The organism is Candidatus Poriferisodalis sp., assembly GCF_965221945.1.
Lineage (GTDB): Bacteria > Actinomycetota > Acidimicrobiia > Acidimicrobiales > Poriferisodalaceae > Poriferisodalis.
Window position 1 is genome coordinate 2,531,629 of sequence record NZ_OZ244925.1, and the last position, 23,195, is coordinate 2,554,823.

Annotated in this window: 19 protein-coding genes; 8 read left to right on the top strand and 11 right to left on the bottom strand. The window is 66.4% G+C overall.

From position 1 onward, the window contains the following. The first annotated feature begins 66 nt into the window (after positions 1-66). Together ACOQPH_RS11800 and ACOQPH_RS11805 are read left to right on the top strand one after the other, a co-directional pair. On the top strand, positions 67-3,450 hold the full coding sequence (locus tag ACOQPH_RS11800; RefSeq protein WP_420621584.1) for a PD-(D/E)XK nuclease family protein: 3,384 nt from the start codon (positions 67-69) through the stop codon (positions 3,448-3,450). Beyond that, positions 3,447-6,938: a UvrD-helicase domain-containing protein gene (locus ACOQPH_RS11805; protein WP_420621585.1), complete on the top strand. Its 3,492-nt coding sequence runs from the start codon at positions 3,447-3,449 to the stop codon at positions 6,936-6,938. The genes ACOQPH_RS11800 and ACOQPH_RS11805 overlap by 4 nt, the downstream gene beginning before the upstream one ends. A 76-nt stretch (positions 6,939-7,014) precedes the next feature. Here the strand turns inward: ACOQPH_RS11805 and ACOQPH_RS11810 are convergent, their stop codons facing one another. The 11 genes from ACOQPH_RS11810 to ACOQPH_RS11860 all read right to left on the bottom strand — a co-directional run bounded on the left by ACOQPH_RS11810 (position 7,015) and on the right by ACOQPH_RS11860 (position 17,074). Further along, on the bottom strand, positions 7,015-8,385 hold the full coding sequence (locus tag ACOQPH_RS11810) for an amidase family protein (protein ID WP_420621586.1): 1,371 nt from the start codon (positions 8,383-8,385) through the stop codon (positions 7,015-7,017). A gap of 4 nt (positions 8,386-8,389) precedes the next feature. Beyond that, complete coding sequence (locus ACOQPH_RS11815; protein ID WP_420621587.1) at positions 8,390-8,542, bottom strand: hypothetical protein; 153 nt, start codon at positions 8,540-8,542, stop codon at positions 8,390-8,392. Further along, positions 8,539-8,697 carry a hypothetical protein gene (locus ACOQPH_RS11820; RefSeq protein ID WP_420621588.1) on the bottom strand — a complete coding sequence of 53 codons (159 nt, stop codon included), beginning with the start codon at positions 8,695-8,697 and terminating at the stop codon, positions 8,539-8,541. The genes ACOQPH_RS11815 and ACOQPH_RS11820 overlap by 4 nt, the downstream gene beginning before the upstream one ends. Continuing rightward, positions 8,694-9,029, bottom strand: a complete 336-nt coding sequence (locus tag ACOQPH_RS11825) for an LLM class flavin-dependent oxidoreductase (RefSeq protein ID WP_420621589.1) — start codon at positions 9,027-9,029, stop codon at positions 8,694-8,696. Before ACOQPH_RS11825 ends, ACOQPH_RS11820 begins: the two co-directional genes overlap by 4 nt. 92 nt (positions 9,030-9,121) lie before the next feature. Further along, positions 9,122-10,471, bottom strand: a complete 1,350-nt coding sequence (locus ACOQPH_RS11830) for a hypothetical protein (protein WP_420621590.1) — start codon at positions 10,469-10,471, stop codon at positions 9,122-9,124. Then, the gene (locus ACOQPH_RS11835; RefSeq protein ID WP_420621591.1) at positions 10,468-11,097 is read right to left on the bottom strand and encodes an RNA polymerase sigma factor; all 630 of its coding nucleotides are present in this window, start codon (positions 11,095-11,097) and stop codon (positions 10,468-10,470) included. The genes ACOQPH_RS11830 and ACOQPH_RS11835 overlap by 4 nt, the downstream gene beginning before the upstream one ends. Before the next feature lie 66 nt (positions 11,098-11,163). Then, on the bottom strand, positions 11,164-12,375 hold the full coding sequence (locus ACOQPH_RS11840) for a CaiB/BaiF CoA transferase family protein (protein ID WP_420621592.1): 1,212 nt from the start codon (positions 12,373-12,375) through the stop codon (positions 11,164-11,166). A 58-nt stretch (positions 12,376-12,433) separates the two neighbouring features. Further along, a complete protein-coding gene (locus ACOQPH_RS11845) occupies positions 12,434-13,375 on the bottom strand; it encodes a TauD/TfdA dioxygenase family protein (protein WP_420621593.1) in 942 nt (313 codons plus the stop codon). Next, positions 13,372-14,397, bottom strand: a complete 1,026-nt coding sequence (locus ACOQPH_RS11850; RefSeq protein WP_420621594.1) for an LLM class flavin-dependent oxidoreductase — start codon at positions 14,395-14,397, stop codon at positions 13,372-13,374. Before ACOQPH_RS11850 ends, ACOQPH_RS11845 begins: the two co-directional genes overlap by 4 nt. Continuing rightward, entirely contained in the window at positions 14,394-15,767 is a 1,374-nt protein-coding gene (locus ACOQPH_RS11855; protein WP_420621595.1) for a cytochrome P450, read from the bottom strand. The genes ACOQPH_RS11850 and ACOQPH_RS11855 overlap by 4 nt, the downstream gene beginning before the upstream one ends. 5 nt (positions 15,768-15,772) lie before the next feature. Further along, on the bottom strand, positions 15,773-17,074 hold the full coding sequence (locus ACOQPH_RS11860; RefSeq protein WP_419554259.1) for an MFS transporter: 1,302 nt from the start codon (positions 17,072-17,074) through the stop codon (positions 15,773-15,775). Positions 17,075-17,201: 127 nt separating this feature from the next. Here ACOQPH_RS11860 and ACOQPH_RS11865 point away from each other — a divergent pair, with 127 nt between their 5' ends. The 6 genes from ACOQPH_RS11865 to ACOQPH_RS11890 all read left to right on the top strand — a co-directional run bounded on the left by ACOQPH_RS11865 (position 17,202) and on the right by ACOQPH_RS11890 (position 23,180). Then, positions 17,202-18,044, top strand: a complete 843-nt coding sequence (locus ACOQPH_RS11865) for a nitrilase-related carbon-nitrogen hydrolase (protein WP_419554260.1) — start codon at positions 17,202-17,204, stop codon at positions 18,042-18,044. Between the two features lie 73 nt (positions 18,045-18,117). Beyond that, complete coding sequence (gene hydA, locus ACOQPH_RS11870; RefSeq protein ID WP_419554261.1) at positions 18,118-19,527, top strand: dihydropyrimidinase; 1,410 nt, start codon at positions 18,118-18,120, stop codon at positions 19,525-19,527. A gap of 66 nt (positions 19,528-19,593) precedes the next feature. Continuing rightward, on the top strand, positions 19,594-20,595 hold the full coding sequence (locus ACOQPH_RS11875) for a TIGR03842 family LLM class F420-dependent oxidoreductase (protein ID WP_419554262.1): 1,002 nt from the start codon (positions 19,594-19,596) through the stop codon (positions 20,593-20,595). A gap of 10 nt (positions 20,596-20,605) precedes the next feature. Further along, complete coding sequence (locus tag ACOQPH_RS11880; RefSeq protein WP_419554263.1) at positions 20,606-21,583, top strand: ABC transporter permease; 978 nt, start codon at positions 20,606-20,608, stop codon at positions 21,581-21,583. An 11-nt stretch (positions 21,584-21,594) separates the two neighbouring features. Beyond that, entirely contained in the window at positions 21,595-22,401 is an 807-nt protein-coding gene (locus ACOQPH_RS11885; RefSeq protein WP_420621596.1) for an ABC transporter ATP-binding protein, read from the top strand. After that, positions 22,398-23,180 (top strand): ABC transporter permease, encoded by a 783-nt coding sequence (locus tag ACOQPH_RS11890; RefSeq protein ID WP_420621597.1) that lies wholly within the window; start codon positions 22,398-22,400, stop codon positions 23,178-23,180. The genes ACOQPH_RS11885 and ACOQPH_RS11890 overlap by 4 nt, the downstream gene beginning before the upstream one ends. The last annotated feature ends 15 nt before the right edge of the window (positions 23,181-23,195 follow it).

A 23,195-nucleotide genomic window follows, 5' to 3' on the forward strand; every position in this document is an offset into this window, starting at 1 on the left:
GCGCCTTAAGTGAACGCCGTCGTAGATCTGCAATTCCTGTGACACCGCAGTCCTAGGTTGTCCGTCGTGACCACCTCCGACTCAGGAGCCGACCCGTCCGTGTTGGCGGGCATCAAGGTGCACCCGGTCGAGTTCGGAGGTCCCGCGCTCGCGCTACTCGCCGAACTCATCGCGAGCTCCAAGGCGCACGATCCCTTCGCGGAAGTGACGGTTGTCGTGCCGACCAACTATGCGGGTGTCGCGCTTCGGCGCGCGCTGGCCTCCGGGACGTGCGGTCCCGTGTCGAGCTTCGGAGACGGTCTGGCTGCGGTCACCGCAGTCACGATGTTCGGACTGGCGCAGCGGTTGGCGGCGCCGAGGATGCACGTACGCGGTCGCCGCCCTGTCACCAACCACATCGTCGATGGAGCCATCCGGCATGCGCTTGCCGAAGACGCCGGCATGTTCGCAGCCGTCGCCGATCACCCCGCTACTCAAACAGCGCTCGCGCGTGTGCACCGAGAACTGCGCGATCTGCGAGCCGACCAGCTCGAACACCTGCAGCAAATGTCTTCGCGGGCTCGTGAAGTCGTCCGCCTGCACCAACGCGCCTCCCAGATTCTCGCCGACGACTGGTACGACGAATTCGACCTGCTGCGCGAGGCAGCCCGTCTGGCTCGGCGACATCCGGCCGCATCGGGAGCGGCTTCGACTGACGATGCAGAACTCATCGATGGTCTCGGAACGCTCATCATTCACCTCCCCCGAAGGCTGTTGCGGCACGAAGCGGCACTGCTGGGGGCGATTGCGCCGGTGCGCGATGTCCACATCGTGCTCGGCGTCACGGGCGAGCCAGGAGCCGATGAGATTGCCGAAGCCGTGTGTGGACGGCTGAGCGTGGCCCTCCCCCACCACGAAATCAGCCCCACGACCGCAAACCGCATCGTCAGCGTCAGCGACGCAGACACCGAAGTTCGGACGGTCGTGCGTTCGGTGATCTCGGACCTCGACGAGGGCGTCGCGCCGAGTCGCATCGCCGTGCTCCACGGCCCAACGGAGCCGTACGCACGCATTCTGGCCGAACAGTTCGAGGCCGTCGGAGTCACGACGCACGGCAACTCGGGTCGCACGCTGGCCGAGTCTGCGGTCGGTCGTCTCGTCCTGGGCCTGGCAGGCATGGCGGCCACCACAGCCTTCGGGCGGCGCCTGCATCGGTCGGACGTCTTCGAGCTGCTGGCCGATGTGCCGATCCAACGTTTGGGTCGATCTTGGAACAGTTCCAGGAGCTCGGCTCTAGTGCCCGTGGGTTCATGGGAACGCCTGGCGCGCGCGGCACACGTCGTCGAAGGTGACGACTGGGAGCACCGACTGGCTCGGCATCGCGAAGAGCTGAACGCCGAGGCCGAACGCGAGCGTGCCAGTGACGATCCGTCCGAAACCAGAATCAACCGGCTCGAACAAGATGCGCGGCGTTGCGAAGACCTTGCAACATTCATGCGAGAACTCGCAGCCAACCTCAATAAGGGGCGTGCTCTCAAGCAGTGGCCGCAGTTGTGCAATTGGCTTGGTGGCCTGATCGATCGCTACCTCGGCACCGTCACCGCGGAGTCCCACCCCGCCGAGTGGCCCGAGTGGGAAGTGACTGCTTCGGGACGCATCGACAGAGTGATCGGCGAGCTCAGAGATCTCGCCGCCGTCGAGGACGCGGCGAGCGTGGCCGTCATGGCCCGCATCCTGGCGGGAGCACTCGACCAGCCCCATGGCCGGAGCGGAACAACGGGCCGCGGCGTGTTCGTGGGCAAGATTGCCGGAGCGGTCGATCTCGTCACCGAGCGCGTGTACGTGCTGGGGATGGCAGAAGGCACGTTTCCGACGCGGCAGCGAACCGACGGGCTCGTTGCTGACGAAGAGCGCAAGCTGCTCGGTAACGCCCTGGTGCACAGCGGGAGCTACACCGCTGAACAGCATCGCGACTTCCTCGCCGCACTCTCGAATGCCTCCGGCCGCGTCACGCTGCTGTTCCCGAGGGGCGATCTTCGACGAAATGCCGAGAATGTGCCGTCACGATGGCTGTTGCCGACCGCGCGCAAGCTCACATCGGGAGCTCAACGGAAGGTCCGCGACTACGTCGATGGGGATGATCTCGCTGCGGCAGCGCGAGACCGCAAGGCCGCTGACATCATCGAGGTTGCGTCATTGATCGGGAGCGTGCGCAACGCGCCGTTCCCCGCAACAGCCCAGGAATACGACTCTGCGAGCCTGCTCGCAGCCCGGGGCGACGGCACCACGTTCGATCGACACCCGCTGTTCGGCGTCGATGTCGCGTTCCGGCGAGGGGTCGAGCTTGCAGCGGCACGTCGCAGTTCCCTCTTCACCCGTTTCGACGGCAACCTGAGCGGCGTCACAGTCCCAACCGGTGGGCCCGCAAGTGTCCTTTCTGCGACGCGGATCGAACAGTGGGCGCGGTGTCCTCGGCAGTACATGTTGGACCGCTTGCTGAGAGTGACCGAGATCGAGGAGCCCGAGTCCATTGTGCGGCTGAGCCCGTTCGAGCGCGGCCGGATGATGCACGATGCGATCGACCGATTCCTCTCCGATCTGCTCGCCGGGACATCACGCAGTGACGGCATCCGACGATCGGCGATGCAACCCGGTCAAAGCGAGCTCGTGGGCATCGGTGCAGAGCTTGCGTCCGATCTCGAGCGGCGAGGATTGACCGGGCTCGAGTTGTTGTGGGAACTCGATCGCGCCACGATGCTGGCGGATCTCGGCGAATTCGTGCAGCGAGACCTCGAGCGATCAGGTCCCTCTGGGCAGATCATCGCGTCAGAGCATCGCTTCGGATTCGGCGATGACTCTGCCCCTCCGGTGCGCTGGGATCTTGGCGACGGCCGCGAGGTGTACTTCCGAGGCGCCATTGATCGGATCGAACGGCAATCCGACGGGCGGCTCGTCGTCATCGACTACAAGACCGGCAGCCACCGCAGCTACCGGGGAGTCGCGCCGCCGAGTCGTTCCGGTGCCAGTCCGCACGATCCGACCGTGCGCGGCACCAAACTGCAGCTTGGCGTCTACGCACTCGCCGCGGCTCACCACTTCGGCGGCAGCACGGATCCCCGCGATTCCGTCGCCCACGTCGCTTACTGGTTCATCACGTCGGTACGAGGCGACTGGCAGTGGATGGGCTTCGATGTGACGGACTGGGCGATGCAGCGCTTTGCCGAAGTTGTCAGGACGATTCTGGAGGGAATCGACGCGGGCGTCTTTCCGGGATATGTCACGGCTGCGGATGGCCGTCACAGCGGCATGCATTGTCCTGCGTGCGATCCAGACGGGCTCGGCTCGACACAGCTTCGCCGGCAGTGGATTGCCAAGCGAAGCGACCCGGCCCTCGCCCCGTTCTTTCAGCTGGCCGAGCCGGACGAGGCGGCCGCAGATCTCACTCATACCGAGGGCGTCGGTTCATCATGAATGCCTCCGCCAAGCCTGGGGTATTGCCGGCCGACCAGGCCGAGCGAGATCGCGTCCGGGACGAATTGGGCAATACCTTGTTCGTTGAGGCTGGGGCCGGAACGGGGAAGACGAACTCGCTGATCCGGCGGGTCTTGTCGCTTGTGACAGGTCCCGAATCGATCCCGCTCTCGAACATCGCAGCGATCACCTTCACCGATAAAGCAGCTGCAGAGTTGCGCAATCGCATCCGAGCCGAGCTGCATGTCGAACTCACCCGTGCCGTCGACAATCCCTCGGACGATGACGCCATCAGCGTCGAACGGCTCCAATCTGCGCTCGATGAACTTGACGGGGCTGCCATCTCGACGCTGCACAGCTTCGCTCGGCGCCTGCTGGGCGAGCATCCCGTCGAGGCCGGGCTGCCGCCCATGTTCGAGACCCTCGACCCGATCGCGAGCGAGGTCCAATTTGACGAGCGTTGGAGCGCATTCGTCGACTCACTCCTGTCGTCAGACTCCAGATGCCGCTGGGCCATCGAGATGGTCGATGCCGCTGGCGTGGGGATTGACTCGCTGCGGCAGATGGCCCTGCACTTCAACGACAACTGGGATCGCCTGAACTGGACGCCAGGCACTGCCGCGACACCATCGATCCCCGTCGAATCCCTGGTCGATGCCGCACGACGATTGCTCCTGCGCAGCAACGAGTGCACCGAGTCGACCGACAAGCTGCTGGCACGATTCGGCCAGCTCGAAGCATGGACCGCACGTCTCGATGCGGCGCGCAACGACCGAGAGCGTCTGGCCGTGCTGCTCGCCAGTGGAGCCGAAGGCATCCCGAAGGTCGGGAGGGTCGGCAGCAAGGCCAACTGGCCTGATGTGGTGTCGATCCGGGATGGCTTCGCAGAGCTCGACGAGGCGCGCAGTGAAGCGGCATGCGAGGTGCTGGACGCCGCCATCGGGCAGCTCGCCACAGAGATCCGCACATTCACACTCGACGCCGCGGAGGATCGGCGGTCGAGTGGCACGCTCGAGTTTCACGACTTGCTGGTGTGGGCCCGGTGGCTGCTGCGCGACTCGCCGCAAAGCTCGGAGGTGCGCACCGCGCTCAGCCAGCGATACCGGCGCCTGCTGCTGGACGAGTTCCAGGACACCGATCCGATCCAAGTCGAGCTTGCAACGCTGATGTGTTCGGTTGACGTCGACGAATCACCACGTGACTGGCAGCAGGTCGAAACTGAGCCAGGTCGGCTCTTCTTCGTCGGCGATCCCAAGCAATCGATCTACCGCTTCCGGCGAGCCGACATCGGCCTGTACCTGGCTGCTCGTGAACGATTCGGAACTCTCACCGGCACGCAGACATCGCTCAGCGTCAATTTCCGTACCACAGCGCCCATCATCGAGTGGATCAACCGCGTGTTCAGCGTCATGATCGTGCCGCACCCGTCCAGCCAGCCCGACTACGCGCCCCTGCGTCCGTGGCGCCCTGCTGCCGAGGAGGGTGCACCGGTCACCTTGCTGGGTCGCAACGAGCACAGCAGGGACACTTCGGCCGCCGAAGTGCGCGTCGCCGAAGCCGCTGACGTGGCCAGAGCGATCGTGGCTGTCGTCGAGGGCCACTGGAGCGTTGCCGACCCCCACACCGGCGAGTCTCGCCAAGCTCGGTTCGAGGACGTCGCAGTGCTGATCCCGACGCGCACGAGCCTCGACGAATTGGAAGTGGGCCTGTCGAATGCGGGCATCCCGTATCGACTCGAAGCATCCTCGTTTGTTTGGCGCAGTGCAATTATCCGCGACTTGATGATGTGCTTGCAGGCGATAGCCGACCCGACCGACGATCTGGCGATCGTGAGCGCGCTGCGCACCCCTCTCTACGGATGCGGCGACGACGACCTGTACGTGTACGCGCAGCACGCGTCCGGGTGGAACTACTTCTCACCCTGTCCCCAGGGTGTTCCAGACGGCCCCGATCATCCGGTTGCCAATGGCCTCGCCCACTTGCGCGAGTTGCACGAGGCCCACTCGTTGGTATCGCCCGCCGTCATCGCCGACCGATTGCTACGCGATCGCCGGGTGTTCGAACAGGCAGTCGCCGGGCCGCGGACGCGCGAGGCATGGCGACAACTCCGGTTCGTCGTGGACCAGGCGCGCGCGTGGTCCGAGAGCCAGCACAGCGGCTTGCGGAGCTTTCTGCGTTGGGCGCGCCGTCAAGCATCCGAGGGCGCGAAGGTGACCGAAGCGGTACTGCCGGAGTCCGACGACGACGCGGTTCGGGTTATGACGATTCACGCCTCGAAGGGCCTCGAGTTCCCGATCGTCATCGTGGCGGGCCTGCAGAACACCGCTGGAGGAAATCGCGACTCCACTGAAGTCGGTTTTGGGGCAGCAGGGTCACCACCGGCCATTCGGCTTCGCAGCGGCGTGCAGACCGCCGACTACGACGATTGGGTCACCGACGAGCAGGTGGCCGACCACCACGAGCGAGTCCGCCTGCTGTACGTGGGAGCGACCCGTGCCCGCGACCATCTGGTCGTGTCGCTCCACCGCAAGCCGCTCGCGGCATCCAGGCCTGAAGAGCATCGACTCACCAGCGCGCAGGTCATCTGCGAAGCGATTGGTGCGGGTGACGCGATCGATCACGCAGTGTGGGCAGGCGATTGGTCCGGTGACTTCGACGCCGTGTCTCCCGCCCGTGGGCCGGCGCAACCGGTTCCGATGATCGAACGCCCCGAATGGCGAAGCCGCCTCGACGCGGCGTTGGCGTCCACGGAGGCAGCGGCCTCGCTCAGCGCCACCGCCATCGCCCGAGCCAGTGCCCAGCAGGGGGAACCTCTTGACGATGCCGACACGACCGATCTTGCGGCGGGACTCGCCAAGGATGGTCCCGACGACCACCTTGGGGTCGAACACGCGATCGGCTCCCGGGGGCGCTACGGAACGTCTTTGGGCCGGGCTGTGCACGCCGTGCTCCAAGACGTCGATCTGCGGAACGGCGATCACTTGGCGCCGCTGGCCCAGGCCGCCGCAGCAGCTGAGGGTCTTTCCGATCAGCGACGTGCCATCGAGCGGTATGTGCGCTCTGCCCTCGATAGCCCGACTGTGGCGGAAGCCATACGAGGACGCCATTGGCGTGAGATCTATACGGCGGCACCTTCCGACTCAGCGAGCAACCGCGGAGGCACGCACATGGGCAGCCGTTCTGCCCCAGTCATCGAGGGCTACATCGACCTGCTCTATGAGCGAGAGAACGGAGGTCTCGTCGTTGTGGACTACAAGACCGACCGGGTCGACGACGAGGCCTCACTTCGGCGCAAGGTTGACGACTACCGCCTGCAGGGCGCCACGTACGCCTGGTGCCTTGAGCGATCGACGGGGCGCCGCGTCTCCGAGGTGGTGTTCCTCTTCCTCTCGAGCGACGGGCCTGCTCGGTCAGGCGTTCTAGCAGGAGACGACCTGGCAAGAGCCATCGTCGAAGTCGAGGACGTAGCGTCGAACGTCGCCGCCTGAGCACTCAGGCTGACGGACTTGTCGGCACACGTCGAGTGACGAGAGCGTCGCGTCAACAGACGCAGCTCGTGGGCGCTCAGCCCAGCGCGCGGGGAGGGGGCTGGTAGCCGCCGGTCAGCTCGCCGATGCGGCGTGCCAGCGCCATCGTGGTGCGATCGCCGCCGTACGGGCCGACGACCTGGAAGCCGATCGGCAGGCCGTGGGGGGTGAGCCCCAGCGGTGGCACGGTGCCGGGCAGGTAGGACATGCCGGTCAGGATGGTCCAGCGGGTCATCTCGATGTACGGCCGCTCGATGCCGTTGGCCGGCAGCCGACGCTCGGCGAAGGTGCCCTCGGGCATGTGGTCGAAGGGCGGATGGAAGCTCACCGGCATCAGGATCGCGTCGTAGCGGGTGAAGAACTCCGCCCACTTGCGGCGGCATTCCTCACGGGCGATGTGGCGCTCCAGCCACTCACGATGCTTCGGCCCCTCGCCCCGGCCGGCCAACGTCATCGCCGCTCGCACCAGCCACAGGCCGGATTCCCACGCCGGCAGCGGATCGATGTCGGGCCGCGCTTCGTGGTCGACGCTCACGCCACTGCTCTCGAGCGCCTCGACTGCCGCATGCATCACGCCCAGGACATCTCCGTCGACCGGGCAGTACTCGTCGTCGAGCCACGCAGCCACCCGGAGCGACCCCGCGTCGTCGGGTGCGGGCGGCAGCTGCGGCACCCACGGCGTCTCGCGGCGCAACAGCACGTCGAACAGCAGCTCCAAGTCGTCGCAGCTCCGGGTCAGCGGGCCGAACACGTTGATGTCGGACTCGGTCGTGCCGCCGCTGACGTGGTCCAGATAACCGGTGGTCGGGATCAGCCCAAAGCTCGGCTTGTGTCCCCAGATGCCGTTGTACGAGGCCGGGAAGCGGATCGAGCCGCCGATGTCGGTGCCGATCTCGAATCCGGTGAAACCCATCGCCGTGGCGGCTGCAGCACCGCCCGAGGAGCCGCCGGGAACCTTCGACAGATCCCAAGGATTGCTGGTGGTGCCGAACAGGTCGTTGAAGGACTGGTTGTCGGCCGACCAGCGCGGCAGGTTGGTCTTGCCGATCACGATCGCACCGGCAGCACGGGTCGCGGCGACGACGGCGGCGTCCATCTGGGGAACGTTGTCGGTCAGCTCCCGCGCCCCGCCAGTGGAGCGGATTCCCGCAGTCATCAGAGCGTCCTTGGCGGTGAACGGGACACCGTGCAACGGCCCGAGCGTGTCGCCGCGGGCCTGTGCGGCATCTGCAGTCTCGGCACGCTGCAGCGCAGCCTCGAAGTCGCGGGTCACCACCGCATTGATGTCGCCGTCGAGCCGCTCGATGCGATCAACGACATGACTCGTCAGCTCACGGCTCGACAGCTGCCCCGATGCAATCGCCGCTGCCTGATCGGTCGCGCTCCACAGTGCCAGATCATCTGCCATGAGCTCATTCCAGCAGTTCGGCTGCATCCATGTCGTGGACGTAGGTCGCGTGGTGGCCGGCCATCGTCGCGAACAGCCTCCCGCAAGCGGCGGTCAACCCCTCAGCACCGATCTCACCGAGAACCGGCACCGCGCCGGACGGAGTCCCACCGGTCACGCAGCGCTGCGCCGGTAGGCGTCAAGGACCGGTGCCAGTGCATCGGGGTCCCACCGGTTGATCCGCACGAGCAAGTCGCCGTAGTACTGCAAGTAGGTGGCCAGGCGTCCGACCGTCTTGCGCAGCTGCAAGTCGTAGGGCACCTCGTCGCTCACAACCGCAAAGCACGACCGATACCCATCACAAATCGCCCGCCAGCGAGATTCTGCACGATCAGCGCAAGGCCAGCAGTCAGCAGTGGGTGGCGAGTATTGATGTTTGTCACTCCCAGGGTGACACCAATGGAGTTGGTGACCGCGGCAGCGGCACCGCAGATGGCACCCGCCTCCTTGCGGTTCGGCCGCTCTCCCAGGAAGGCTCGCCCAAGCCCGAGCTCTTCCGCCGCCTGGACCTGGGTCAACGCATCTGCGGATTGATCAGCTTCACCAGCCAGCATGTAGAAGCCCAGCTCGGGAAACTCTTGTGTTCTCGTCGTACTGCCAGACACCCGGGTCACACTAGGACCGCTGATGTCCTCGCCTGAGACTCCTGCTTGACGCTCTGAAGTGGCGCCGTGGACTAGCGCCGTGGCCCGAAGCGCTACCCAGCGCGCTTGACGACGAACAACGTCTGCTCGGGCTTGCCGACCACGACGGCGAGATGCTCGCCAGCCCAGCCGATCTCCCCGTGCGCCTCGTCGGGGTCCGGGATCGGGCAGACGTCCCAGGACTGGTCGCCGTGTCGCAGCACTGCCATGCCGTCGGACACCTCGACGCTCGTCGCGACCTCCAGCATCGTGGTCTCGTGCAGTGCAACTGCGATCGCATCGTCCGTGATGGTGCGCGCAGCAGTGAGTTCTCGCGCCTCGACGGTGTACAGGGGTGCTTCCGTCGCCGTCCACCGCAACTCAGAACCCTGCAGCGCCGCCGCCGGCGCGTCATCGCTTGCCACCCGCGGCCAGTGCTGAGCGAAGTCCGGTTCGAGCTCCGCGACCAGCCAACTTTGCCGCTGAATCTCGCCGAGCTGCTCCAAGTCGGCCACCAGCTTCGCAGCGTCGCCGAACGGGTCGGCGTACTCCTCGGGATCGGCACACTCATCGAACAGCGTCAGCAGCTCGGTCCGCTCCACTTCGACGGCAGAGTCGGTAACACGTATGCGCGCCCCGAGCATCTCGGAGTTCACCATCGGGGGGGTGTCGTCATCAATGCGTGCGAAGCTCCAGCCATCTGCCGTTTGTACGCCGATGACGTACTCGATGGCGCATTCGAGCGGCCGCACGACTCCCAGAATCGCGATCCGCTCGGACCCCGACAGGTCGACCGCCACTACCTCGATGTTCTCGGGCAAGCCCACTGACTGCCACTGCGAGCCGTCGTAGGCGTACCAGTCGTCGGCAGCTTGAGCGACCGCGTGCGCGCCGCTGAACGAATAGCGCATCGCGACGCCTTCGGCTTGGGCCGGAGGCGACACCGCCGACACCGCTGTGGCGAACACGGCGCCTTCGGACATCTCGGCGCCGTCGGACACTGCTGGGGGATCCTCGACGCTGTCTTCCGAGGCTGCCGCGACCTCAATCTGTTCCTCGAAAGACTCGTCGGCGCTCATCGATTCCGAAGGGGCAGTTTCGAAGACTTCGTCTTCCGTCATCTCGTCGAGGTCCACGCTCTCGGCGCTGCTCGCTTGTGTAGCTGCGGGCATGCCTTCGAGTTCGCTCAGCGACTCTGTCTCGACGGATGCTGCAAAATCCTCGATGCCGCCGTCTCGCAGCGACACGAGACCGACGGCCGCCACGGCTACGAGCGCGAACGCGCCCGCCCCGCCGCGCACCGCGTTGCGCCGGCGCTGCAACTGAGCCGCTCGTGCTTGGACGCCCGCGAGCGAGCCCGAGCCGACCGGCATTGACGCCCCAGCGTCACGCAGCTGGCTGCGGAGGCGATCCTCAGCCGTCATGACGCCTCTCCTTCGTCGGAACCCGACTCCAGCACTTCCCGCAGCTGTTCGAGACCCCGGCTGAGCCGGCTCTTCACCGTGCCGGTCGCGATGCCCAAGGCCTCCGCAGTCTCGGCGACCGACCAGTCCAGGTAGAAGCGCGCCACGATCACGGCGCGGTGTGCCTCGTTGAGCGTCGCGAGCGCACGTTCAAGATCCAGATCGCGCGCCCGGTCCTCGGTGGAGTGCGGTTGTGCCAGCAAGGGCTGGCGTTCACGCTCCCGCCGGACCCGTCGCAGCCACGATCGAGCCCAATTCAGCCCGACCCGGTACACCCAGCCCTGCGGATTCGCATAGGCGCTGACCTGTCCCCAGCGCTGGCAGGCGCGGGCGAATGCCTCGTCGGCAGCCTCGGCGCCCAGCGCGGCATCGCGCATCGCCAACCCGAGCGCTCGCGCCATCTCGTCGCGGTGGGCCGCATAGAAGTCCTCGAACCGGAGCGCCACGGCATCCACCCGGGCGGATCCGGTTGAGGCCGCACCCTCAGCAGCGCTCACTGTCAATCCAGTACGGATCGTGCCTGCGCCCACCAGACCGTGACCGATCGGCGAATGCAGATCTACGAATGCAACGAGCGCGCCAGTCATTCCACGTCCCCACGAAGACTGCCTGCCCCCTCAGACTCCCGCCAGACCGATTCGGTTCCGTGTCGTTCATGAATGCTCGTCGGAGCGCGCCTCCGCCGCGAACATGTCCTCGGTGAGCACACCCGATTGTCGCAGCGCCTCGATCTCTGCGCGACCGGAGCCAAGCCATTCGGCCAGCACTTCGTCGTTGTGCTCGCCCAAGTGAGACGCCAGCGCTCCCGATGTGATGCCGGAGGTCACCGAGGTTTCCGCGGAGGTGCCGGTGAATCGGTAGGGCGTCTGGGTCACCCGCCGGGTACCCCCGTCCCGAGCGTCGATCTCCACCGACGAGCCACGATGAATCGCCGTGGGCGACTCATGCGCCTCCGCGGTCGTGCGAATGTCGCCCCACGCCAGGTTCGCCTCATCAAGGGCTGCCAGCATCTCCGCTCGAGTCTCGAACGAGCTCAGGAAAGCGTTGATCGCGTCGGAGCGGTGCGACCGCTTGGTCCCGATGTCGGCATCAGCAGGCGAGGGATCGGCTATCTGATGGGTCTCGCTCAGCTGCTTCCAGATCCACCGGAAATCGCCTGCGGTCAAGATCGGTCCGTCGACGCCGTCCCACACCAACCCGCCTTGAGACTGGTAGGACACACCGTCGAGTCCTGCCTGGCTGCCCTCGTCGGTGGCCAGAAACGACTCGAGCATCGCGATGTCGATGTGCTGGCCGTGACCAGTCAGCTCCGCGACACGCAGCGCCGCCAGGACGCCGACCGACCCATGCAGCGATGCGTAGGTGTCAGCCACCGCCAGGTACGGCTCCTGTACCGGCTGCTGGTGTATCTCGGCCGCCCGAGTCAACCAGCCCGATTCACCGTGCAGCACCGGCGCGTAAGCCGCCCGATGCGATTCGGGACCCTCCTGGCCGAAACCGCTGATCGAGAGCATCACCAGTGCCGGGTTCGCCTCGGACAACTCGGCGAACGACAGGCCATGACGTGCCATGACGCCGGGGCGGAAGTTCTCGATGAGCACATGCGCCTTCGAGGCAAGGCGCTTCACCATCTCGGACCCGCCCTCGGCGCGCAGGTCGATGCAGACGTTGCGCTTGCCCACGTTCTGCTGCGTGTAGAAGCCCGCGAGCCCAGCGCGGGTCACTCCCCACAGTCGGGAGATGTCGCCTTCGGGCGGCTCGACCTTGACGACGTCCGCGCCGAGGTCGCTGAGGATCCGTCCGGCGAACGGACCCGCCAGCACGCGGCTCATGTCGACCACTCGGACGCCAGCCAGCGGTTTCATCAGCGTTCGTATCCCCCGTCGGCCTGCAGTGTCGGGCCGGTCCTCAACTCGATGGCCCTCAGCGGGGCCGATCGCCGGCGATCGTCACCCGGAGCATGTGCCGGCGCTGCCCGTGGTAATCGTTCAATGCGTAGTGCTGGACGCTGCGGTTGTCCCACATGGTCAGCGTTCCCGGCTCCCAGCGGACCCGGCACGTGAACTGCTCGTCCACTGCATGGCGCCACAGCATCTCGAGCAGCGCTTTCGATTCGTGCCGGCGCATGCCCGAGACGGCCTCGGTGAACGCCCGATTCACGTACAGCGCCTTCGCACCGGTCTCGGGATGGGTCCGCACGACCGGATGGGTCAGCTGCTCATGGGCGTCGTCGGACACGTTGACCGTCATCGCACTGCGCCGCCCGGAGTACCGGTCCCCCTCGCCGCCCCGCCCGTACTGGCGGGCCGCTGAGTGCACCGCGCTGAGACTCTCGGCGAAGCCCTTCATCGTGTCGGACATGCCGATGTAGGCCGCTTGCTGATTGGCGAACAGCGTGTCCCCGCCGAAGCTCGGCACCTCGACCGCATACAAGGCTGTCGCCATGGGGGGGCACTCCAAGAACGACATCTCCGAATGCCAGCCACCGCCGAAGTTGACCGTCTCATGGGGCTCTTTGATGACGGGGACCACCTCGGGCTCGTCCGATGTGCCGCCGAGGTATGGGTGACGCTCCAACTCGCCGAAGCGACGTCCAAAGCGGGCCACGTCACTGACTTCCATGTGCTGGTCGCGGATGACCACCACGTGGCAGGCACACAGCGCTTCGCGGATCGATGCAATGTGTTCGTCATCGAGTGCGTTCACATTGAGTGCGCCGCCCCCAGCCGCCCACAGCTCGGCGCCGAGCGCGCCCGCGAGCGGCCGGACGTCGAGCAGTCCTGCGCCGGGCTGTTCTGATTTGGGCTGTCCTGATATGGGCTGTTCTGAAACGGCCGTCGACCCCGGTGCCGCTGTCGTGCTCATCGGTCCTCGCTCCCGTGCTGCGTCCCGCGGGGCACGGTCTCCGCCGTGGCCTTCGCCAGCGGATCTGCCTGACGCAGGCGCCGTGCCACTTCCCCCGCCGCAAGTATCGCCTCATTGGGGTCGGGACCGCACGGGGTCATGTTCACGTGCCGGCAGCCCGCCTCGAGGTACGGCAAGAAGAAGTCCACGATGTCATCGACGGTGCCATAGGGCGTGTACTTCTCGAAGGCCTTGAAGGGCACGCGGTAGAAGCGTTCGAGCTCGGGGCCGACACAGCCCGCCGCCTGTTCCCGGCTGTCGCCAATGCCGACCCACAATTGGATGCCATGGTCGGGAACGTCCGGGGCCGCACCCGGAACCGCCCGCTCGGTCTCAGCAGTCTCGGCGTAGAGGCGCAGCGCCGTCTGGTAATGCTCGATGGTGCACCAGATGCCCAGCCACCCATCGGCGAAGCGACCGGCGCGGCGGATCGCCGCGTCGGATCGCCCGCCGACGTAAGTCGGGATAGGCGGGTCGGGCACCGGGATGATGCGGGCTTGTGACAGCGAGAAGAACTCGCCCTGGTGATTGACGGTCTCACCGCCCAGCAGCCGCAACACGATGTCGAGCGACTCGTCGGACCGTCGCCCGCGGGTGCGGGGATCGACACCGCACACTTCGACCTCGTGCCGGTCGTCGCCGCCGATGCCGACGCCGAAACTGATGCGCCCGGGGGCCATCTCGGCCAGGTTCGCCAGCTGGCGGGCGACGGGAACCGGGTGACGCAGCGGCAGCAGGTACACGCCCAGGTACACACCGAGTTCGGGGTGGAGATTGGCCAGCGCTGCTGCGGTCACCATGCCGTCATTGCCGTGCCCGATCCGGAAGCTGACGTGGTCGGCGAAGAACATGCAGTCGATGCCGGCATCGGCGACGAGCTCCACCATGCGGCGGCGCTCAGCCCACGGTCGCGACCAGAGCTTCACGTCGGGCGTGACACCGACCCGGATAGACGGCACGGCGGCGCGCTCAGCCGCTCTCATGCTGCGATCCGCTCGGCGCGCGTCACATCCCAGATCACCGGCAGGTGCTTGAAGCCGTGCTGGAAGTTCGACAGCAGGCGCAGCGGCGGGCGGGCGGGATCGAGCCGCAGATTGTGGAGCCGCGATAGCGACTCAGTGAACATGGCGGTCATCTGGCGGCGCGCCAGGTGCGCACCCAGGCAGAAGTGCGGTCCAGCGCCGAAGGTGAGGTGGTCGTTCGGACTGCGCTCGATGTCGAAACGGTCGGGCTCGGCGAACACGGCTGGATCCCGGTTCGCCGCCACGTGAAAGACCACCACCTTGTCGCCAGTCCCGATCCGGCAGCCGCTGAGTTCGACGTCGCGGGTAGCGGTGCGCCGGAAGTGCACGACCGGCGGAATGAAACGCAGCATCTCCTCGATGGCGCCCGGCAGCAGAGCGGGGTCCGCGAGCAGCTTCCCAAGTTGGTCGGGATGGCGCAGCAGCGCCCACATGCCGCCCGGCATGCCGTTGCGCAGCGTCTCGTTGCCCGCCACCGCGAACAGGAAGAACATGGTCTCGAACTCTTCGTTGGTGATGCCGCCCTCGTCGTCGGGCGCAGCCAGCAGGATCGACACCACGTCGGAGCCCGGGTTCGCCCGCTTGTAGGTGGCGAGGTCCTGCGCGTAGGCGTACATGTCTGCGAGGCCTTCGCGGGAGCGAGGGTCGGGCATGCGACCGTCGGGTCCCGGGCGGATATCGGCGCGCACCTCCCGGGAACGCCGTGCCATCTCGGTGCCGGTCGCCGGATCGAAAACGTCCGAGGCCGCGTACTCTGCGTCCTGATAGCCGATGACCCGGTTCGACCAGTCGAACAGCAGCATCCGGTCCTGCGTCGGCACGCCCATGATGTCGGCGAGCGTCAGCAGTGGCAGCTCGGCCGAGACGTCCTTGGCGAAGTCGGCGCGTCCCCGGTCCTCCACGGCGCTGACGAGCCGTTCAGCACGAGCCGAGATGGTGGCCTCCAACTCCAACACTGCGCTCGGCGTGAATGAGCGCATCAGCAGGCGGCGCAGCCGTGTGTGCTGCGGCGGGTCCTGGTTGAGCATCATCCGCTGGACGAACTCGAGCATTTCAGCGGTCTGCGGGTCGCGGATCTGCGTAGCGCCCAGGTGTGACGAGAATGTTCCCGGATCACGGAGCACCCGGTTCATCAGCTCGTGGGTGAGCACCGCCCAGAAGCCGGGTCCGGCCTCCCACCCCATGAGCTCGGGCTCGGGCACCCAATGGACCGGGGCGCGTGCCCGCAGCTCGGCAATCAGGTCGTGAGGCACACCGTCGAGGTAGGTGCGCGGATCGAACAGCGGCGTCGGGTCGAGGTCGGATCGGAACTCAGTACCGGAGCCGGGCATAGCGCTCAGCGTGCCATCTTGGGCTGCATCTGCGGGGTGGTCGCGGCCGTGTTGTCGACAGTGCTTCGCAGTGGCGGTGCCGGTGGCTTGGTGATGACGAAGAAGAGCATTCCCAGAGCCGTCAGCACGGCGAGCGCAACGAAACCAGTCGCGTAGCTGCCGGTTGTGTCAGCCAGCCAGCCCGCGGCGAGCGGACCCACAATCGGTCCGATCATCACGATGAGCGAGCTGACCCCCATGATCGCCGCGAAGGCCGACGACCCGAAGTAGTCAGCGCGCAGCGCCTGCATGAGCGGACCGCGCACTCCCCACGCGAGGCCATGCAGGATCACAAACAACACCACGATGAACACATTGACGGCCCAGGCCAGCAGCAGCACGCCGCCGGCGTGCCCGAACATGGCGATCGATGCAATCAGCCGCTTGTTGACGCGATCTCCCAGCCAGCCGCCCACGGCCATGCCGCCGAGCTGCATCAGGGGCAGCGCGGCGGCCACGAAGCTGGCCTGCTGCAAGGTGTAGCCCCGCTCAGAAGTCAGGTAGAGCTGTAGGTGCGCCATCACTGCGCCGACGACGAACAGTGCGCTCAGGTGCCCGAACGAGATCGTCCAGAACGCTTTCGTGCGCATCGCCTCCTTGGCCGTGAAATGGACGTCGCTCACGCCTTCCGCGCGCACCGTCCTGCCGTTCGCGACGACCTCTTTCCCGCCGTCGACCTCCTCGCCGAAATCAGCGGGGCGGCCGTCGAGATACTTGGCAAGCCACCATGCAACGGCAGCTCCCGCGACGCCGGTCACGGCGGCGGTCGTGCGCCAGCCGAACCACGAGAACGACAGGACCACGAGGGGAACGCACATGCCGCCCGCCGCAAGGCCCATGCCCCCGAACGCGAGCGCCCGGGCCCGCAGCCGCTCGAACCAGCGCACGATCGAGACGGTGACCGTCAGGAACCCGCAGAACGCGCTGCCGACCGCCATGACCAAGAACGCGCCGTAGAACTGCCACAGCGAGTGCAGCTGGCTGAACCACACGAAACCGACCGCCATGCCCACCGCACCCGCCCGGGTGATGACACGGGGTCCGAAGCGATCGATCAGCCAGCCCTGCGCTGGCCCGAGCAGTGCCGTCTCGGCTCGGTTCACGGCAAACGCGCCCGACAGGGCCGTCTTGCTCCAGCCGTATTCCCTCTCGATCTCCACCAAGTAGGCACCCAGCGAGTGCATGACGAACGCACTCTGCAGCCCTTGGATCACTGCCCCTGCACGCACCACCTTCCATCCGCGGAAGGTGGTGGTGCGTCCCGACATCGGTACATCCTGCCCGATCCAGTCCGGTGCGCGTCGGGGGCAAAAGCCCCTCTGCACCCTGATCTAGACCCCTTTCTTTCTATTCACCACGGAAACTCGTCCAGCGATCGAGCGAGGGAGGCACCACATGGCCCGAAAGGTGACCGCCGCGATCGTCCAGGTGGCCTGGACCGGCGACAAGGACTCCATGATCGAGCTGCACACCAAGCACGTCGCCGAGGCCGCCGCTGCCGGTGCCAGGGTGATGTGCTTCCAGGAGCTGTTCTACGGTCCCTACTTCTGCCAGGTGCAGGACACCGAGTACTACTCCTACGCGGAAGCCATCCCCGATGGCCCGACCACCAAGCGCTTCTGTGAGCTCGCCGCGCAGCACGAGATGGTGCTGGTCGTGCCCATGTACGAGCGTGAGAAGGCCGGGTTCCTGTACAACACCGCAGCCGTGATCGACGCCGACGGGACCTATCTCGGCAAGTACCGCAAGAACCACATCCCGCAGGTCAAGGGGTTCTGGGAGAAGTTCTATTTCCGGCCTGGCAACCTCGGCTACCCGGTATTCGAGACAGCAGTCGGCACGGTCGGGGTTTACATCTGCTATGACCGCCACTTCCCCGAAGGCTGGCGGGCACTCGGGCTCGCCGGAGCGGAGATCGTCTTCAACCCCTCCGCCACCAGCCGGGGACTGTCCGCCTACCTGTGGCAGCTCGAACAGACCTCCGCCGCGGCGGCCAACATGTACTACGTCGGGGCCATCAACCGGGTCGGCGTCGAGCCGCTGGGCGACAACGATTTCTACGGGACGTCGTACTTCGCCAACCCGCGGGGCCAGATCGTGGAGACGGCCGCATCGGACCGGGACGAAGAGCTCTTGGTGCGCGAGCTCGACCTCGAGATGATCGACGAGGTCCGCAACCAGTGGGCCTTCTACCGGGACCGCCGCCCCGACTCCTACGGGTCGCTGACGGCGCCCTGAACCGGGCGATCCTGACGCGGATCACCGACTACACCGCCACAACGCTGAGCTAGCCGCACAGGGGGACACGACGATGGCGACGCTGATCAAGGGAGGCACCGTTGTCAGCTCGACCGGTGCAGATCCGGCCGAGGTGCTCATAGACGGCGAGAAGATCGTGGCCGTTCTGCAACCAGGCAGCGACATCGCAGTTGCGGCCACCCACGGTGCCGAAGTCATCGACGCCACCGGACGGCTGGTGGTGCCCGGCGGGGTGGACGTGCACACCCACATGGAGCTGCCGTTCGGCGGCACCTATGCCTCCGACACATTCGAGACCGGATCGCGGGCCGCGGCCTGGGGCGGCACCACCACCATCGTCGACTTCGCGGTGCAGAAGACCGGCGAGAACGTGCGTGAGTGCCTCGACGCCTGGATGGCCAAGGCCGAAGGCAACTGCGCTGTGGACTTCGGCTTCCACATGATCATCGGCGGCGTCGACAACGACTCGCTCAAGGAAATGGACCTGCTGGTCAACGAGGGCATCACCAGCTTCAAGCTGTTCATGGCCTACCCGGGAGTGTTCCTCGCTGACGACGGACAGATCCTGCGGGCCATGCAGCAGGCAGCCGGCAATGGCGGGCTGATCATGATGCACGCCGAGAACGGCTTGGCCATCGACGTGCTGGCCGCGCAGGCATTCGAGCGGGGCGAGACCGCTCCGGTCACCCACGGCTACGTGCGGCGCCCCGAGCTGGAGTCCGAGGCGACCCACCGGGCAATCCAGCTGGCCAAGGTGGGGGCATCGCCGCTGTATATCGTGCACCTGTCGGCGGCCGAGGCGTTGGAGCAGGTGGCGCTCGCACGCGACGCCGGCATGAATGTCTTCGCCGAGACCTGCCCGCAGTACCTGCACTTCAGCCTGGAGGAGCACCTCAACCGACCGGGCTTCGAGGGCGCGGCCTACGTGTGCTCGACACCCATTCGCTCACGGGCCGAAGGCCACCAGGACGCACTGTGGAAGGGCCTGCGAACCAACGACCTGGCCGTCGTGTCCACCGACCACTGCCCGTTCTGCATGAAGGAGCAGAAGGAGCTGGGGCTCGGCGACTTCCGGGCGATTCCCAACGGCATCGGCGGCGTCGAGCACCGCATGGACATGATCTACCAGGGCGTGGTCACCGGCGAGATCGGCCTGGCTCGCTGGGTCGAGCTGTGCGCCACCACTCCGGCCCGCATGATGGGCTTGTACCCCCGCAAGGGGATCATCGCGGCGGGTTCCGACGCCGACGTCGTGATCTACGACCCCGACAAGCGGTGGACCGTCAGCGTCGACAACCATCACATGAACATCGACCACTCGGCGTATGAGGGTGTCGAGGTGACCGGCCACGTCGACACCGTGTTCTCGCGGGGCCGCAGGATCATCGACGACGGCCAGTACCTAGGCCGCGCCGGCGATGGGCACTACCTGCCCCGGGGCCTCTGCCAATACCTGCAATAGGAGGCGACGCCAGGACCCAGCTCGACCACACGCAATTCCCGCTGATCAGATCGGAGGACTGAGAACATGGATTTTGGCGTTGTTCTGCAAACGGATCCTCCCGCGTGGCGAGTGATCGACCTGGCCCGGCGGGCTGAGACCTTGGGCTTTTCCTACGGGTGGACGTTCGACAGCCACGTGCTGTGGCAGGAGCCGTACGTGATCTACAGCCAGATGCTGTCGGCCACGAATCGCATGGTCGTCGGCCCGATGGTCACCAACCCGGGCACCCGGAACCCGACGGTGTCCGCTTCGATGTTCGCCACGCTCAACGACATGTTCGGCAACCGCACGGTATGCGGCATCGGCCGGGGCGACTCGGCCATGCGAGTGCTCGGGCACGCCCCCACCAGCCTCGCCACGCTGGCCGAGTCGATGAAGGTCATCAAGGGCTTGGCCGAGGGCCGCGAGGTCGAATACAACGGCACGCGGCAGCAATTCCCGTGGTCGGCGGGCAGTCGGCTCGACATCTGGATGGCCGCCTACGGGCCGCGGGCGCTGCAGCTCTGCGGCGAGCAGGCCGATGGCTTCATCCTGCAGCTGGCTGACCCTCAGATCACCGAGTGGACCGTTGCCGCCGTCCGGCGGGCCGCGGCGCAGGCTGGTCGCAATCCCGACGACCTCTACATTTGCGTCGCCGCGCCTGCCTACGTCGGCGACGACCTCGCCCATCAGCGCGATCAGTGCCGGTGGTTCGGGGGCATGGTCGGCAATCATGTGGCCGACCTCGTGGAGCGTTACGGCGACACCGGTGGCGGGGTGCCTCAAGCACTCACCGACTACATCTCCGGGCGCGAGGGCTACGACTACGCCGAGCACGGCAAGGCCGGCAACGTCCACACTGACTTCGTCCCCGACGACGTGATCGACCGTTTCTGCATTCTCGGCGACGCCAGCAGCCACATCGCCCGGCTCGCCGAGCTGCGCGAACTGGGCGTTGACCAGTTCGCCATCTACCTGATGCACGACGCCAAAGATGAGACACTGAGCGCCTACGGCCAGCAGATCATTCCGGCGCTGGGAACCTGACCGGCGCGTCGTGCAAGCAGACACCACTGCCCCGGCGACGATCGACCCGATCGTCCGAGACCAGTTTCTTCGACAGCAGGCGGCCCGCGAGCGCCGCCGCGCTCGCGTCCGCCAAACCTTGCGGCAGGTGGTCGTGCTGGCCCTCTTCGTGTGCCTGCTGGGCCTTGCCTATACCGCCTACAAGAAGGTGGGAACAGCCATTGACGACGGTCAGTCCAGCTGGCCTGTGATCGGGTCGTTCCTGCCCGAGACCAACGACCTCAAGATGCCGCCGGTGACCGACATCGTCTCGGGGATCTTCGCTGAGCCCAGGGGCACGGGCCAGGCCTTCTGGACGATCATCGCCACCGAAGCCGCCTTTACTCTGCGAGAGGCAGCGGTGGGGTTCGCCATCGGGGTATTGGTCGGCTTGGGCATCGCCATCGTGCTCACCACGTCGGGGCGCTTGGAGCGCGCGCTGGTGCCCCACGTCATCGCCAGCCAGACCATCCCGCTGATCGCCATCGCGCCCATCATCGTGATCTGGGGCCGCAAGAGCTTGGACTTCCTGCCCTTCGAGTGGCAGGACTGGATGTCGGTTTCGGTCATCGCCACCTACCTGACCTTCTTCCCGGTGACGATCAACGGCCTGCGAGGCCTGCTGTCCCCCCGGCCCGAGAACCTCGAGCTGATGGACTCCTACGCGGCGCGATGGGGCCAGACGCTGTGGCGGCTGCGCTTGCCGGCGTCGCTGCCCTACCTGTTCGCTGCGTTCAAGATTGCGGCCACAGCCAGCGTTGTGGGCGCCATCGTGGGCGAGATCTCTGCCGGGGTGAAGGGCGGTCTGGGCCGCCGGGTGCTGCTGGAGGCCCAGCGCTACACGACAGGGCCCGAGCGCCTCTATGTGGCCGTGCTGGGGGCGGCGGTTCTCGGGGTCGTCGTTTTCTCGGTGATCTCGTCCGTCGAGTACGCGCTCGTGGGACGCAAGGGCCGGGAGTCTGTCACATGAGTTGTGGGCACATGAGCGGTGCGGGCGACATGGACAACCTCGACGGTGCGGCAGCCGTCGAGGTGGAGGGCGTCTCCAAGGTGTTCAACCCGGGACGCCCCAACGAAGTCGTCGCACTCACCGACATCGATCTCCGGATCGGCTCCGGCGAGTTCGTCACGCTGATCGGCCCGTCCGGCTGCGGCAAGAGCACCCTGCTGAGGCTGATCGCTGCACTGATCGACGTGAGCGACGGGTCGGTCAAGGTCAACGGCAAGCCAGCCGACCGTGCCCGTCTCGACCGCGACTACTCGATGGTGTTCCAGAGGGCAGGTCTGTTCGACTGGCGCAACGTGTCGCGCAACATTGAGCTGCCGCTCGAGCTGATGGGCTGGAAAGCGGCCGACCGTCGGCAGCGCTCAGCCGAAATGCTCGAATTGGTGAAGCTGGGCGAGTTCGCGAGGTACCACCCGGCGGAGCTGTCTGGCGGCATGCAGCAGCGCGTCGCCATCGCTCGGGCGATGTCGTTCGATCCGAAGCTGCTGTTGATGGACGAACCGTTCGGCGCCCTCGACGAGATGACCCGCGAGCACATGCAGAACGAGCTGCTGCGGATCTGGACCGAGACACAGACCACTGTGATCTTCGTGACCCACTCCATCAGCGAGGCGGTTTTCCTGTCCACGAGGGTGGTGGTCATGTCGCCCCGTCCGGGGAAGATCTCCGCTGTCATCGACACCGACCTTGGGGAGCGCAGCGAGGCAACCCGCGACAACCCGGCGTATTTCGCCAACGTGACGGCAGTGCGAAACGCACTGCGCGCAGGTCACACCTCGTGACCGCGGCAAAGGCGCTGCTTCGCTCATGGCTGCCTCCGATGGTGGCCGCGCTGATCATGTTCGGCGGCTGGGAGGCACTCCTGGCAGTGATCAGCCCTGACGGCTTCGTGCTCCCGCCGCCCTCGCGCATCGGCAGTGCGGTGGCCGAGAACTTCGGCACGATTGCGACAGCGACCGGCATCACCGGTTTCATCATCGTCACCGGACTCCTCGCTGGGGTCCTGGCGGGAGCGACGGCCGCCGTGCTCGTCACAGCCTTTCGTTCGGCCCACGAGACGATCACACCGCTGGCTGTTGCCGTCAACGCGGTGCCGATCATCGCGCTGGCACCCATCTTCAACGCCTGGTTCGGGATTCTGTCGCCCCGCTCCAATCAGGCCGTCGTGGTCGTACTGGTCTTCTTCCCGGTGTTCATCAACACGACCCGGGGGCTCGGGCAGCCCGAGCCCAGCCAGGTCGAGCTCATGGAGTCCTACGGCGCCGGCAAGTGGAGGATCATGCGCGAAGTGCGCATCCCGAACGCGATGCCGTACTTCTTCACTGCGCTCAAGCTCGCCACGTCGCTGGCGGTGATCGCGGCCATCGTGGCCGAGTATTTCGGCGGCCGCCAGGACGCGCTTGGCAACGTCATCACCAACTCGGCCGGACTGACCCGCTACGACGACGCCTGGGCGGCGGTGCTGGCCGGATCGCTGGTGGGCATCGGCCTGTACGCGATTGCTGCGGTGCTCGAACGGCTGATCATGCCGTGGTACTTCGCGGCGCGGAAGGCGGCATGAGGTGATCGTTCAGCG

Bases quoted from the DNA above. Each gene is read 5' to 3' on its own strand.
- ACOQPH_RS11805 (WP_420621585.1), top strand. From the start codon at position 3,447: ATGAATGCCTCCGCCAAGCCTGGGGTATTGCCGGCCGACCAGGCCGAG.
- ACOQPH_RS11810 (WP_420621586.1), bottom strand. From the start codon at position 8,385: ATGGCAGATGATCTGGCACTGTGGAGCGCGACCGATCAGGCAGCGGCG.
- ACOQPH_RS11830 (WP_420621590.1), bottom strand. From the start codon at position 10,471: ATGACGGCTGAGGATCGCCTCCGCAGCCAGCTGCGTGACGCTGGGGCG.
- ACOQPH_RS11835 (WP_420621591.1), bottom strand. From the start codon at position 11,097: ATGACTGGCGCGCTCGTTGCATTCGTAGATCTGCATTCGCCGATCGGT.
- ACOQPH_RS11840 (WP_420621592.1), bottom strand. From the start codon at position 12,375: ATGAAACCGCTGGCTGGCGTCCGAGTGGTCGACATGAGCCGCGTGCTG.
- ACOQPH_RS11845 (WP_420621593.1), bottom strand. From the start codon at position 13,375: ATGAGCACGACAGCGGCACCGGGGTCGACGGCCGTTTCAGAACAGCCC.
- ACOQPH_RS11850 (WP_420621594.1), bottom strand. From the start codon at position 14,397: ATGAGAGCGGCTGAGCGCGCCGCCGTGCCGTCTATCCGGGTCGGTGTC.
- ACOQPH_RS11855 (WP_420621595.1), bottom strand. From the start codon at position 15,767: ATGCCCGGCTCCGGTACTGAGTTCCGATCCGACCTCGACCCGACGCCG.
- ACOQPH_RS11860 (WP_419554259.1), bottom strand. From the start codon at position 17,074: ATGTCGGGACGCACCACCACCTTCCGCGGATGGAAGGTGGTGCGTGCA.
- ACOQPH_RS11865 (WP_419554260.1), top strand. From the start codon at position 17,202: ATGGCCCGAAAGGTGACCGCCGCGATCGTCCAGGTGGCCTGGACCGGC.
- hydA (WP_419554261.1), top strand. From the start codon at position 18,118: ATGGCGACGCTGATCAAGGGAGGCACCGTTGTCAGCTCGACCGGTGCA.
- ACOQPH_RS11875 (WP_419554262.1), top strand. From the start codon at position 19,594: ATGGATTTTGGCGTTGTTCTGCAAACGGATCCTCCCGCGTGGCGAGTG.
- ACOQPH_RS11885 (WP_420621596.1), top strand. From the start codon at position 21,595: ATGAGCGGTGCGGGCGACATGGACAACCTCGACGGTGCGGCAGCCGTC.